Origin of the sequence: Paraburkholderia sp. GAS199 (genome assembly GCF_050436585.1) — a bacterium.
GTDB lineage: Bacteria > Pseudomonadota > Gammaproteobacteria > Burkholderiales > Burkholderiaceae > Paraburkholderia.
Genome location: NZ_JBNDMM010000001.1, coordinates 978146 through 991191, shown reverse-complemented (window position 1 = coordinate 991191; position 13046 = coordinate 978146). Strand labels below are relative to the sequence as shown.

The 13046-nt window shown below is 63.7% G+C and carries 11 protein-coding genes; 2 read left to right on the top strand and 9 right to left on the bottom strand.

Going from position 1 to position 13046, the window contains the following annotated elements:
- Positions 1 to 22 precede the first annotated feature (22 nt).
- The 8 genes from P3T18_RS04325 to P3T18_RS04290 all read right to left on the bottom strand — a co-directional run bounded on the left by P3T18_RS04325 (position 23) and on the right by P3T18_RS04290 (position 9610).
- Complete coding sequence (locus tag P3T18_RS04325; RefSeq protein WP_429298668.1) at positions 23 to 2140, bottom strand: acetate--CoA ligase family protein; 2118 nt, start codon at positions 2138 to 2140, stop codon at positions 23 to 25.
- 69 nt (positions 2141 to 2209) lie between these two features.
- Positions 2210 to 3547 (bottom strand): class-II fumarase/aspartase family protein, encoded by a 1338-nt coding sequence (locus P3T18_RS04320; RefSeq protein ID WP_429298667.1) that lies wholly within the window; start codon positions 3545 to 3547, stop codon positions 2210 to 2212.
- A gap of 28 nt (positions 3548 to 3575) precedes the next feature.
- Entirely contained in the window at positions 3576 to 4535 is a 960-nt protein-coding gene (locus P3T18_RS04315) for a tripartite tricarboxylate transporter substrate binding protein (RefSeq protein ID WP_429298666.1), read from the bottom strand.
- A 111-nt stretch (positions 4536 to 4646) separates the two neighbouring features.
- The gene (locus P3T18_RS04310; RefSeq protein ID WP_429298665.1) at positions 4647 to 6236 is read right to left on the bottom strand and encodes a tripartite tricarboxylate transporter permease; all 1590 of its coding nucleotides are present in this window, start codon (positions 6234 to 6236) and stop codon (positions 4647 to 4649) included.
- Between the two features lie 2 nt (positions 6237 to 6238).
- Positions 6239 to 6760, bottom strand: coding sequence for a tripartite tricarboxylate transporter TctB family protein (locus P3T18_RS04305; RefSeq protein ID WP_429298664.1), 522 nt, complete (start codon positions 6758 to 6760; stop codon positions 6239 to 6241).
- Positions 6761 to 6856: 96 nt separating this feature from the next.
- Positions 6857 to 8212: an MmgE/PrpD family protein gene (locus P3T18_RS04300; protein WP_429298663.1), complete on the bottom strand. Its 1356-nt coding sequence runs from the start codon at positions 8210 to 8212 to the stop codon at positions 6857 to 6859.
- 86 nt (positions 8213 to 8298) lie between these two features.
- Positions 8299 to 8637 (bottom strand): carboxymuconolactone decarboxylase family protein, encoded by a 339-nt coding sequence (locus P3T18_RS04295; protein WP_429298662.1) that lies wholly within the window; start codon positions 8635 to 8637, stop codon positions 8299 to 8301.
- 133 nt (positions 8638 to 8770) lie between these two features.
- Positions 8771 to 9610: an IclR family transcriptional regulator gene (locus P3T18_RS04290; protein ID WP_429298661.1), complete on the bottom strand. Its 840-nt coding sequence runs from the start codon at positions 9608 to 9610 to the stop codon at positions 8771 to 8773.
- A 238-nt stretch (positions 9611 to 9848) separates the two neighbouring features.
- Here P3T18_RS04290 and P3T18_RS04285 point away from each other — a divergent pair, with 238 nt between their 5' ends.
- Positions 9849 to 10856 carry a LysR family transcriptional regulator gene (locus P3T18_RS04285; RefSeq protein WP_429298660.1) on the top strand — a complete coding sequence of 336 codons (1008 nt, stop codon included), beginning with the start codon at positions 9849 to 9851 and terminating at the stop codon, positions 10854 to 10856.
- Positions 10857 to 10918: 62 nt separating this feature from the next.
- Positions 10919 to 11515 carry a cysteine dioxygenase gene (locus P3T18_RS04280; RefSeq protein WP_429298659.1) on the top strand — a complete coding sequence of 199 codons (597 nt, stop codon included), beginning with the start codon at positions 10919 to 10921 and terminating at the stop codon, positions 11513 to 11515.
- A gap of 61 nt (positions 11516 to 11576) precedes the next feature.
- Here P3T18_RS04280 and P3T18_RS04275 read toward each other — a convergent pair whose 3' ends face one another.
- A complete protein-coding gene (locus P3T18_RS04275; protein WP_429298658.1) occupies positions 11577 to 12896 on the bottom strand; it encodes an MFS transporter in 1320 nt (439 codons plus the stop codon).
- Positions 12897 to 13046: the final 150 nt, after the last annotated feature.

Sequence of the window (13046 nt, the reverse complement as noted above, 5' to 3'; positions counted from 1 at the left end):
GGCGACGCGCGCGTTCGGTGTGTCAGGCTGAACGCGCGCCAACTCGCAGGCGTGCGTCGACGGCGCAGGACGTGACGTCCGACACCATCAGCGGATTGATGTCCAACTCGAAATCGACTCCGGCGGATTGCGAACCGGCGAGATCGGCGGCGAGCCAGCTCACGCGCACGATCGTCTCGACCACGCCCGCCAGGTCGAGCCGCGCACCGCGATAGCCTTCGAAAAGCGGCCACAGCGGTAATCGTTTGAGCAAGGCGATCACGTGTTGCGCGTCGACAGGCGCGCGCGCGATGGCGCGAGCCGACAGCAGATCCACCAGCACGCCGCCCGCTCCGAATACGACGATCGGCCCAAAAGCGGCATCCCGGCGTGCGCCGACGATCAGTTCCAGACGCCCCTTGATCTGCGTCTGTACGGAAAGTCCTTCTATGGACGCGCCGGAAGCACGTTCGCTCACGTTCGCGAGAATGCGCCGATGCGCGTCGCGCACCATGTCGTTGCTATACAGATCGACCTGAACGCCACCGACGTCCGATTTATGCACGATATCGGGCGACACCACTTTCAACACGACCGGATAGCCGAGCATCCGCGCAATTTCAACCGCTTCTTCTTCGTTGTGTGCGAGGCGTTCCTCGTTGGTGCGGATGCCGTAACGTCGCAACCAGTCACGCGTCGCGGTTTCGCCGTACGTGCCCTCTGCCGGCAAACGTGGCGCGTTTTCGTCGGCCATCGATGGGCAGTCCGCAGGACGTTCGGGCGAACCGGCGGCCAGATAGTGCGAGCGTTCATGCCACGCCGCGAGAACATCGACAGCTTCGCGCAGATTGTTCGAGAAATAGCGACCCCGTTCGAGCAGGCTGCGCCGAGCCGCGTCCGCCAGTCGTCCGGTTTCAAATACATAGAGAATCGGCTTGCATGGCACGGGCGACGCCGGATCGCCGCGCAACGCGTCGGCCACCTCGCCCGCTACGCGATCGAGCGTCGGCGTGGTAGTGATGGCGAACAGCAGCGCGTCGGTGCCGGAGTCGTCGGCCGCGATGCGCGCCGACTCGCCCACTACGTCAGGCCCGTCACCCACGGTTCGTCCACCGATATCGACCGGATTCGCGGACTGCGACGGTGGATAGAACTCGCCGAGTTTCGCGCGCGTCGCCTCTGAAAACACGGCCATGCGCAGGCCAGCCGATTCGATCTCGTCGGCGGCAAGCGCCGCTTCGCCGCCCGACGGCGAGAACACCGCAATACGCCCCACCTGCGCAGAAGGATGGTCGGCCAGACTGGTGGCAAGGGCGAGCATGGTGAGCGGGCTGTCGAGCAACGTCACATGCTCTTCGCGGCACACGGCCTCGAACACCGCACGATCCCCCGCTACGCTCGCCGTGTGAGAAAAGGCCGCCTGCGCCCCCGCCCGCGTACGCCCTGAACTCACCGCGAGCCAAGGCTTGCCCGCCGCCCGAGCACGCGCGGCGAGCGTCGCGAACCGACGCGGGTCTTTCAGGCCTTCGATATAGGTGCAAATCACCGCCGTGGCCGGATCGCCGATCAGATATTCGACGAAGTCGCACAGTTCGAGATCCGCCTGATTGCCGACGGAAATCGCGTGCGAGAACGCGAGGCCGACTTCCTTGGCCTTGTCGAAGATGGTGCCCATCAAAGCGCCGCTCTGGCTGACGAAGCCGACCCGGCCGACCGGCAAACCTTCCGCGGCGAGCGCCGTGGACGAACACAGCACCACGCGATGCGCCGGACTGATGATGCCGAGGCAATTCGGACCGACGAGCCGCATCTGCGCGCCGCGCGCGATCGACACGATATCGCGCTCCAGTGCCGCACCTTCGGCGCCGGCATCGGAGAAACGCGCGGTGATCACGATGGCAGCGGTCACGCCGCGCGCCGCGCAGGCCTCGATCGTCTCACGCACTTTCGGCTGCGGGATCGCCATGATGGCAACATCCGGCACGACTGGTGTTGCGCCGACATCCGGATACGCGGTGACGCCGAGCAGGCTTTCCCGGACCGGATTGATCGGCATGACCTGACCACGATAGCCGTGCGAGAGCAGCATACGCAGCAGTCGACCGCCGTATTTCTTCTGATCCTCGGACGCGCCGATCACGGCCACGGAGGTCGGGTTCATCAACGTTCGTACAGCGTGATCCGTCATGACGGGCGACATGGTAGGGAATCCTCGGTGCGCGTTTTGCGCTTAGTCCGCGTGTGCGTTCAGCACGTTGTCGACCACCCGTTCCGCCTCGCCGATATAGCCGGCGGGATCGAGCGCATCGGCGAGTTCGCGGGCGTTCAGATGTTGCGTGACGTGCGAGTCCGCACGCAACACCTCGCCGAGCGGCCGGTTTTCCTGCAACGCCTGATTGCAGAGCCGCGAAATCGCGTGGTGCGCGTTCTTGCGGCCGATCTTCGGCGCCAACGCCATCATCACGCTCTCGGCCATGACCTGACCGCGTGTGATGTCGAGATTCGCGCGCATACGATCGGTATGCAGGATCAGGCCCGCGAGCACGGTATTCATCTGCGTGACGGCGGCGTGCGCGTGCTGGAAGGTCTGCGGCACCGCGATGGTTTCGAAGTGCCCCTGCCAGTCGCGCTCGAAGTCCTGCACCATCGACTCCATCACGACCGGCACCTGCTGCGTGGCCATCTTGCCGTGCACGATCACGAGTTCCGGCCCCACCGTGTTGTGTTTGTGCGGCATGGCCGAGCTCGTGCCACGATGTTCGCCGCCGCCTTCGGACGCCTCGGCGAGTTCGTCACGCGTCATCATCACCAGCGACTTGGCGATGCTCGCCATGGTCTGCGCAATCGAGGCGATCCGGAACACTACTTCGGAGACGCGGTCGCGCGAGGCGAACCAGGCGATTTCCGCCGTGCCGAGCCCGAGTTCCTGCATCAACGCGTCTTGCACTTCGAGTCCGCGCGGCCCGACTGCCGCGAGCGTGCCGATCGCGCCGCCGAATTGCCCCACCAGCGGTTCGGCCCGCAGCGCGGCGAGCCGTGCGGCTTGCCGCTCGACCTCGCTGTACCAGACCGCGCAGCGAAAGCCGAAAGTGGACGGTAGCGCGTGCTTGCCGTGCGTGCGCGCGATCATCAGCGTGGAGCGATGTTGCGCCGTCATCTCGCGCAGCTTGCGGCGCACCTTGTCGAGATCGGCGGCGAGTACGCTCAACGCATCGCGCAGTTGCAACATGAATGAGGTATCCGTGATATCGCGCGTGGTGGAACCCCAGTGCAGATATTCACCGGACTCGCCGCAGTGTTCGGCGAGTTGCGTGACGAACGGCATCACGGGATAGCCGACCGCTTCGACGTCGGTCCGAAAGCGCTCCCAATCGATCTCGAAGCTGCGCGCCTTTTGTTCGATGTCACGCCAGGCGTCCTGCGGAATCACGCCGAGCGCCGCCTCGACCTTGGCGAGCGCGACTTCGACCTTCAGGTAGTTCGCCACGCGGGTGTCGTCGGAGAAAATTGTGCGCATGGCGTCGGTGCCAAACAGATTGCGCACCACTTTCGAAGTGAAAACAGACATGAAGCCTCCTTGAACGCAACCCGTCCGCTCATTGCGGATGGATGCCGGCCGACTTGACGGCACCGGCCCAGCGGTGCGTGTCGTCGGCGAGATAGTGGGCGAAGTAATCCGGCGACTCCACGGTGGGATCGGAGCCGAGGTTGACGAGTTGAGACTTGAGCGGCTCGCCGCTCACGGCGTGATTGACCGCGGCATTCAGTTTCGCGACGATCGGCGCGGGCGTGCCGGCGGGCGCGAGCAGGCCGTACCACGCCGCCACGTTCATGCCGTCCACGCCCGCTTGCGTCATGGTCGGCACGTCGGGCAACAGCGGCGAGCGCTGTGCGCTCGTGACCGCCAGCGCCTTCAACTGATGCGCCAGCACGAGCGGCTTGGCGCTCGGAATGTTGACGAAGCTGAAGTCGACTTCGCCGCTCATCACCGCTGCCACCGATGGCGCGCTGCCTTTGTATGGCACGTGCGTTGTCTTGATGCCCGCCTTCTGCCCGAAGATTTCGCCGGACAGATGCTGCGTGCTGCCGTTACCCGACGATGAAAAATTACCGCCGTCCGGCTTCTTCTTTTCGTAGGCAATCAGTTCAGCCACCGAATTGACCGGCAGCCTCGGATTGACCACCAGCAGATTCGGGCTCTGCGCGAATAGCGCGATCGGCGCGTACGCCGTCAAGGGATTCTCGCTGAGCTTCGGGAACAGACTCGGATTCACCGCGAGCGCGGACGAACTCACCAGCAGCGTATAGCCGTCGGGTGCGGCTCGCGCCACGTAGGTGTCGGCAATGTTCTGCCCGGCGCCGGGCCGGTTCTCGACAATGACCGATTGTTTGAGCGCGCTCGTCAGCTGTTTTTGCAGCAGACGCGCCATGATGTCCGCGCCGCCGCCGGGCGTATAGCCGACCACGAGTCGGATCGGATGCTCGGGGAAACGGGCGGCGGGATTGGCGCTCTGCGCAGCGGCGCTCAACGATGCGGTGGCAAGCGCAGCGGTCAACACAACGCCCCCGAACCGGCGCGGCCAGAGACCTCGCCGTTGCAACACTAAAAATCTGCGAGAGACGGATTGGGGCTTCGTTGCGTGTCGTGTCACGAGGTCGTCCATTGCCTAGCGTTGTTTGACGAAAGTCGGCTGCTTCGGATCGATCTGCGCATCTCTCATGGTGGGCGCCTGCGGCAGAACGCTCGCTTTCAGCCCCTTGCGTTTGCGCATGGCGCCGCGAATCGCGAAATAGAACTGCAACGCGACCAGCAGCACACACGCCGCCATGAAGCAGGCACTGATCGGCTGTTCAACGAAGATGCCCAGGTTGCCATGCGAGAGCAGCAACGCGCGCCGGAAGTTCTCCTCGACCATCGGCCCCAGCACATACCCGAGCAGAATCGGCGCGACAGAAAAGCCGAAGGCAATGAACACTGCGCCCATCAGCCCGAACACCAGCACCTCGCCGACTTCGAACAGGCTGTTGTTGGTGCTGTACACGCCCACGGCGATAAAGAACAGCGCCGCCGGAAACAGATAGCGGTACGGCACCTGCAGCACCTTGACCCAGATCTGGATCAGCGGGACATTGAGCATCACGAGCAACACATTGCCGATCCAGAAACTCGCGATCAATCCCCAGAAGATGTCCGCGTGCTGACTGATGAGTTGCGGTCCCGGCTGGATGCCCTGAATCAGCAATGCACCGAGAATCAAGGCCATCACGGGGTCGCCGGGAATGCCGAGGCTCATGGTTGGAATGAAGTCCACCTGGGTTTTGGAGTGCGATGACGCTTCGGGTGCGGCGACGCCTTCCAGCGCGCCCGTGCCGAAACGCTCGGGCGTGCGCGAGATCTTCTTCTCCAGCGCGTAGGCAATGAACGTGGTGATGGTCGGCCCGGTGCCCGGCATGGCACCGAATGCCGTGCCGACCGCCGTGCCACGCAGAATCGGCAGGAATGCCTGACGCAACTCCTTCATGCTCGGTCGCATATCGCGCAGACGCAATTTCACGCCGCTGCCCACGGTATGCATGCGGTTCACGTTGCGCAGGAATTCCGTCACACCGAACAGGCCCAGTGCAAGCGCGACTAGTTGCACGCCATCGGAAAGCTCAGTGAAGCCGAAGTTGAAGCGCATCACCCCCGTGTTGACATCCGTGCCGACCACGCCGATCAGCAGGCCCACCACGGTCATCGACACGCCTTTGAGCGGTGAGCCGCTCGACATCGTGCCGCCCGCCAGCAAGCCGAGCAACATGATCGAGAAAAGCTCGGCCGGACCGAACTTGAAGGCGATGCTCACGAGCAGCGGCGAAGCGAAGATCATCACGATGATGCCCACCGAGGCCGCGAAAAACGAAGCGATCATCGTGATGCCGAGCGCGGTGCCGCCCCTGCCCGCTCGCGTCATGGGATAGCCGTCGAGACAGGTGACCGCGTGCGGCGGGTGGCACGGCAGATTCAGCAGGATCGCGCCGATGGCCCCGCCATACTGCGAGCCGTAGAAGATGCCCGCGAGCATGAGAATGGCCGGCACGGGATGCATGGTGTAAGTGAGCGGCAACAGAATAGAAATTGCCGACAGCGGCCCCATGCCCGGCAGCACGCCGATCAGATTGCCGACCAGTACGCCGAAGAACGACCACATCAGGTTGTGCCATTCGAGTGCAACGCCGAAGCCTTGCCATAGATCAGCCAGAGAATGTCCAATCATGTTCAGCCCCAGGTAAAGAGCGGAAACTGCAATTGCAGCAGCCACCAGAAGATGACGACCGACAACAGCGTGATGACCGAAGCCAGCACGAGCGCGCTCTTCCAGGTGTTGTCGCGATCGCCGAATGCCGAGATGAAAGTCACGGCAAACGATGCCGGCAGCAGGCCGCCCCATTTGCCGAGCACCACGAATGCGACGATGCTCGCGAGAATGCAGAACCAGCCGCGCCATTCGGGGTGGGCCGGTTCCTGAGCCGCGTTTTCGCCAATTGGCGGACGCGTCGCGGGCCGCTTCGCCGTGGCGGCGATCGAAACACCGAGCACCACGAGAATCGCACCGAGACAGGTCGGGAAAAATCCGGGACCCATGTGCGTGAGGCTGCCGAAGCTGTATTCGAGCCCCTGCGTGACGGCGCCCGCGCCGATCAGACACATCAACGCGCCGCCGTAGTAGTCGCGCTTGTAGCCGCTGAGGAACGGCTGTCCGGCCGGCTGGCCAGCCGACTGTCCTGGTGCATTCAGCATTGCATGTCCCTCCATGTTCTTGTGGTGCCACACCGCGTCGAACGCAGACGCGTTACAACTCGCGCCGCGCGAATCAGCGGCTTTTCGTCGGTTGCGCTATAGCAGCGCGGCGACACTCGCCACGTCCGTTGCGCGATCGAGCGTCCAGAGCGCTTCCAGCGCCTGGCTCTGCCATGCCTCGCTTTTGACCGCTGCGGTGTTGGCGCAGAATTTCGCGTCGATGTCCGCGTCGCTGAGCGGATTGGCCAGATGTCCACGCGCGTGTTCGATCGTCACCGTGACCGTGGCGCCGTCCGACCGCCGCGCCTCGATCGTGCATTGGCCGGCAGGCAACGACGCGTCGGGTACCAGACTGATCTTGCGACGCACACGCGCCAGCGCAGCGTCGAGCACGCGCTCCGTGGTGTATTGCGCGATACCGGCTGCGTCGTCGGTCAGCGCAACGGCGGCCGAATGCTGGAAACTGAATTTGCCTTCGAGCCCCGTCACCGGCTCGGCGATGTTGCTGCTGTCGAGAGAGATGGCCGGAACGCGGCACGCGGCCGTCTCCAGCGTGGCGGGCGTGACGCCGTGCTCGCGCCGCAATGCGAACATGCCGTCGATGACCGCGTGATGCGGCAGACAACACGCGTACGCCTTGAACATGTTGCGCCGCAACTCGAATCGTTCGCCGAGATTCGCCACCGCCAGAGACAGATCGAACTCAGGCGCAGTGAGCGCGGCAAAGCCGAGCGGGCCTTCGATCGCCTGCGTCGAACTGGTGATGCCTTCGCGTGCCGCGAGCGCGGCCAATACGCCGTTCATCGCCGCCTTACCGACCTGGAAGGGCTTCCCCATCGAACCGTGATTCTGCCGCGAACCACTGGCTTGCGAAGCAGCCATGCCGAGCGCGTGACACATGGCTTCGCTGTCGAGTTTGAGAATGCGACCCGCTGCCGCGGCGGCGGCGAACGCGCCGCTGGTCGGCGTGTTCTGCCAACCTTTGCGATAAATCGACGGATTGAGCGCGCGGGCGAGTCGTGCGCCGATATCCCAACCGGCGACGAACGCCACGATCATCTCGCGCCCCGACGTCCCGAGCATTTCGCCGAGCGCCCACACCGCAGGCGCGACCGGCACCGTGCCGTGATAGAAGAAGTCTGCGTGAGTGTCGTCGAAATCGAGCGCGTGGCCGGCCGCGCCGTTCAGGAATGCGGCAGTCATCACATCCGCGCGACGCCCGGTGCCAAACATGCGCGCTTCGGCGGCGCCGCTACGCGCGGCATACACGCGCTGCAATGCGGTGCTGAGCGGCTCGCTGCTGCCGGCCAGTGCAACGCCTTCGAAGTCGACCAGGGCGCGCTTTGCGTCGTGCACCACGGCGGCAGGAATCGTCTCCCAGCGCAATGTCGCCGCATGCGTGGCCAGCAATCGCGTGACTTCGATGTTCTGCCCGTGACCCGCGCTCTTCACGTCCGTCTCCTCAACTTGCGATGATGCGGACCCGTCGAATGCGCGCGAAGCGTTCATGCCGATGACGCGCTTCGCGCCGGCGGGACTTATTTCAGGTTCTGCATCGCTTCCATGGCGTGAAGCGAGTACACGTAGGCAGCGCCGGCGTTCAGCGCGATCGCCGTGCCGAGCGCATCGGAGACTTCGGCTTCGGTCGCGCCGGCCTGAATCGCCGCCGCCGTGTGCGAACTGATGCAGCCGTCGCAGCGGGTCGTCACCGCTACGGCTATCGCAATCAGTTCGCGCGTCTTGGCATCCAGTGCGCCATTCGCACCTTGCGCGGCCGCCAGATTGCGATACGCCTCCAGCATTTTCGGGTTCGAATTGCCGAGCAGATTGGACGAGCGCTTCAGCGTGCCGAGCAGTTCACTCCAGTTCAGAAACATCGTCGTTCTCCTTATGATGATTGAGGACCTTCGCAATTCGGTCCAAGGATTCCGTCAAGCTGTCACCGATCTTAGAGTGCGGCGTGGCGTGATCCAAAGCGTTCCATTTGGTTGAACTGCGTGCCGTGAACCATCAGACTGCGGCTGCACTGAGTTCGTCGTACTCCGTTGTTTCGCCGGTCTGGGCGACGTCGCTCCAGTGATTGGTCACGCTCAACAGCAGCGCATGTGGCGGGACCGTGCCTGGTGTCATCGAAAGCGTCTGGCTCGCCTCCATCACCTGCGCGGCGAGGCGTTCCTGATGCGCGCCCGCGAGCTGCGCCGTGGGACCCGATACGCCGATCGCACCGATTACCGTGCCGGCCGCGCCGAACACCGGCGCGGCAAGTCCGCTCACGCCGACGCGCCATTCACCGTGATTGCTCGCGAACCCCTGGGCGCGAATCCGCGCCATCTGCGCGATAAACGCCTGGGCGTCGACGATCGTGTTGGCCGTGGCGGGTGTCAGTTCGGCGGCCATTGCCGCCAGCCAGTTCGGCGCTTTGTAGGCGAGCATCGCCTTGCCCGTCGCGACGCAATGCGCGGGTACGCGCCCGCCGATCTGGCTGTACGCGCGCACCGAATTCTCCGCTTCGAGCTTGTGTACATAGACCACGTGACGCTCGTCGAGTACGGACAGATGCACGCTCTCACCGGTGGCGTCCGCCAGCGCCGACATGACCGCGACCGCGTGGCGGCGCAGATCGAATCCGGGCAAGGCGGCCGATGCCACCTCCCAGAGTTTGATGGCGACGCGATAGCGGCCCGAGCCGCTCTGTTCGACATAGCGTTCCTCGACCAGCGCCTGCAACAGACGATGCACGCCGCTCTTCGGCATGGCCACCGCGATCGCCAGTTCGCTCACGCCCATTGGTGCACCGCGGCGTGCGAGTGCTTCGAGCAAACAGAGTCCTTTAACCAGTGTGTTGTTCATCGACGACCTCATGGCAAGACGACCCGCACGGAGCGTTTCCGGCGCAAACGGCGAGCGAACGCGCGCAGAGCCGTCATTCCAACATTATGCAAAGCTCGAATGAAATCACACTTCGAAATTCCCATGATGGATATTTTGGGATTTGTGTCCTATGCTTTGCTCCAGCGCGCATGCTGCGTGAACGGCGCATTCCACTGACGTTGCCCTCTTCCTCTGTTCATGTAGACGAATGGCCGTCATGACGAATCGCGCGGACGTGGGAGCGAAACAGATGAAACTGGAAGACATCCACGCGTTCGTCGCGGTGGTGCGTCACGCGTCGGTCACCGGTGCGGCGGAAATGCTGCTCACGCGGCAGCCGGCGATTACGCGTCGTGTGCAGAGCCTCGAGAAGGATCTCGGCGTGCTGCTGCTCGATCGCAATACCAAGCCGAGCCGGCCGACGCCGATCGGCCGTCGTGTGTTCGATCTCTGCATGAACGTGATGCGCGACGTCGAGTTGATCGAAGACCTGCTGCGCGCGGACGCACCGCCGTCAGGGCGATTGCGGGTGGGCGTGGCCGAGATTCTCGCGGAACTCGCGCTATTCGATGCGCTGCCCGTATTGCGCGAAGCCTTTCCTCAGATGGAACTCGAAGTCGCGTCCGGCTGGAGCACCGAAGTCATCGGACAATTGCGCGAGGGCACGGTGGATGCGGCTATCGCCGTCCTGCCGGAAAGCACGCGCTTCGATCACGGCCTGAGCGCGGAATCGATCGGCGTGCTGCCCATGGTGGTGGTCGCCAAAAAAGGCTCCTTGCCGGCACACGGCCGGCTGAGCGAGCTGCAGGGTCACGAATGGATTCTGAGCCCCGAAGGCTGCGGCTTTCGCGACTCGCTGCAGCGCGCGTTCAGCGATCTCGGGTTGCCACTCGCCGTACGTATCGCCACCTTCGGCACCGAGCAGAAACTGGGGCTGGTGGCGCGTGGCGTGGGACTCGGCTTCGTCCCGGAAAACATGCTGAAGGCCAGTGCTTTCGCGCCTGCATTGCAACGTATCGACCTCGCCGATTTCAAGCCTTTGCCGCATGTGTGGCGCGTTCATTACGAAAACCTCGGACGTGCGGCGCCGTGTGTGCAACGTTTCGGCGAAGCGATCGTAGCCGGACTGTCCACACCCGGCCGCAAAAAACTCGATGCCGCGCGAGCGCCCGGTTTGCCGCATGAAACGCGGGCCATCGCGCCGCGTGGCGGCCGTTGCACCTGAACGCGCCGACATCGACGATGTCCGCGATCGACACACCATTCCGACCACTTTGGAGATCCGTTATGAGCATCTCGCGACTACGCGAATTCGTGAGCGATCTGACCGATATCGTGAGCGAAGACCGGCCTGAAGCCGCCGTACTCGAAGCGATGCGTGCGCCGATGGCGCGCCTGCTCGCCGAGGACGACTGGCTGCCGGACGCGTTCGCCCAGCCCCACCCCGACTTTTATCAGCAGTATTTGCTGCATTGCGATCCGAAGCAGCGCTTCTCGGTCGTCAGCTTTGTGTGGGGTCCGGGCCAGCAAACGCCGATTCACGATCACACCGTCTGGGGCATGATCGGCATGCTGCGCGGTTCCGAACAGGCGACCCGCTTCGACGTGGCGCAGCCGGATGCGATGCTGCGCGCCACGCCATTGCGCGCCACGCAAACCGACGTTCTGCACGAGGGCGATATCGACCTCGTGTCGCCGACCATCGGCGACGTGCATCAGGTACGTAATGCGTACGACGACCGGGTGTCGATCAGCATCCACGTGTACGGCGCGAACATCGGCCGGGTGCGCCGGCATGTTTATAGCGGCGAAACGGGTGGCGTGAAGGAATTCGTGTCGGGATTTTCGTCGAGCGTATTGCCGAATCTCTGGAGTCCGAGCTAATTTTGTCGCGACGGGCAATCAGTAGAACGCGCGGTGGATAGGGCCGCGCGCTCCGTATCGTTCAGGTCTGGTGGCCAAGTGCCGGATCGCGGATATCGCCCGATCGATCTCCTGCCGACGGCCGGTCGCGATACATGCGTATCGTCGCGATCAACGCCACGATGGCCGCGAGCGACACCCAGAGCGCGGGCATGGCGCGGTTGTCGGTCAGATGAATCAGCACCGTGCAGATGACCGGCGTGAACCCACCGAAGATGGCTTGCGCGAGACTCCACACCAGCGAGAAACCGGTGCCGCGTATGTGGGCCGGCATTAACTCAGTGAGCGCGACCACCATGCCCGCCTGCCACGAACCGTAGATCATCGCGTACCACACCTCGACCGCGAGCAGCCGCGCGAAGCTGGGCGCCTGAACTAGCCAGAGCATCAACGGATACGCCGTCAGAATCACCAGTGTCGCGCACACCAGCAGGACCGGTTGCCGACCGACACGGTCGGACAACGCGCCGACGATCGGCAACATGATGAAGTTGACGACGCCCACGGCCATTGCCACTGCGAACGAATCGAGTTCGGGAAGATGCAATACACGGGTGCCGAACGTGGGTGTATAGGCGGTGATGAGGTTGAACATCACTGCCGTCAGGGTGACCATCATGATTGCGCCCGTGATTCGACGCGCGTTGGTGCTGAGCGATGCGAAAATCTCGCGCGTCGACGGATGGCGCACACGTTTCTCGAACGCTTCCGTTTCGCGCAACCGCCGCCGGATCGTGAACAGCACCGGAATGATGAGACAGCCGATCACGAACGGAATGCGCCAGCCCCAACTGTCCATTTGCTGCGGAGAGAGTTGCCAGCGCAATGCCACGCCGAGCACGGCGGCGAACACCACGGCCGCCTGCTGGCTCGCGGACTGCCAGCTCACCCAGAAACCCCGTTTATTCGGCGGCGCGATTTCCGCCAGATAGACGCTCACGCCACCCAGTTCGGCGCCCGCCGAGAATCCTTGCAGCAGGCGTCCCAATACGACGATCACGGGCGCGGCCATGCCGATGGTCTGATAGCCCGGCACGAGTGTGATCATCAGCATGCCGATCGACATCAGCGCCAGTGTGAGCAGCAGACCTGCGCGCCGCCCTTTGCGGTCGATGTAGGCGCCGAGCACCAACGCGCCGATGGGCCGCATTAGAAAGCCGACACCGAAGGTCGCGAGCGACAGAAGCAGCGATACGAATTCGTTTCCACGTGGAAACAGCGCGTGCGAAATCGACACAGCGTAGAAGCCGTACACCGAGAAGTCGTACATCTCCAGAAAGTTGCCGCTTGTCACGCGCAAAATCGTGCGAACGGGCGCTTCCTGCTTTGCCGGCGTCTCCATGGCTGTCTCCGCTTTCGGTATGAGGTGCGCCGCGCCGGTGCGCGACGCGCCGATCCTGCGAGAACTCGTCGACCTGTGCAGACGCGTCGCCGAGTGTCTTGCTTGAACGTACTAACGAGCTATTCGAGTCCTAAATTTCAGGAAACATGT

Bases quoted from the DNA above. Each gene is read 5' to 3' on its own strand.
- P3T18_RS04325 (WP_429298668.1), bottom strand. From the start codon at position 2,140: ATGAACCCGACCTCCGTGGCCGTGATCGGCGCGTCCGAGGATCAGAAG.
- P3T18_RS04320 (WP_429298667.1), bottom strand. From the start codon at position 3,547: ATGTCTGTTTTCACTTCGAAAGTGGTGCGCAATCTGTTTGGCACCGAC.
- P3T18_RS04310 (WP_429298665.1), bottom strand. From the start codon at position 6,236: ATGATTGGACATTCTCTGGCTGATCTATGGCAAGGCTTCGGCGTTGCA.
- P3T18_RS04305 (WP_429298664.1), bottom strand. From the start codon at position 6,760: ATGCTGAATGCACCAGGACAGTCGGCTGGCCAGCCGGCCGGACAGCCG.
- P3T18_RS04295 (WP_429298662.1), bottom strand. From the start codon at position 8,637: ATGTTTCTGAACTGGAGTGAACTGCTCGGCACGCTGAAGCGCTCGTCC.
- P3T18_RS04290 (WP_429298661.1), bottom strand. From the start codon at position 9,610: ATGAACAACACACTGGTTAAAGGACTCTGTTTGCTCGAAGCACTCGCA.
- P3T18_RS04285 (WP_429298660.1), top strand. From the start codon at position 9,849: ATGACGAATCGCGCGGACGTGGGAGCGAAACAGATGAAACTGGAAGAC.
- P3T18_RS04280 (WP_429298659.1), top strand. From the start codon at position 10,919: ATGAGCATCTCGCGACTACGCGAATTCGTGAGCGATCTGACCGATATC.
- P3T18_RS04275 (WP_429298658.1), bottom strand. From the start codon at position 12,896: ATGGAGACGCCGGCAAAGCAGGAAGCGCCCGTTCGCACGATTTTGCGC.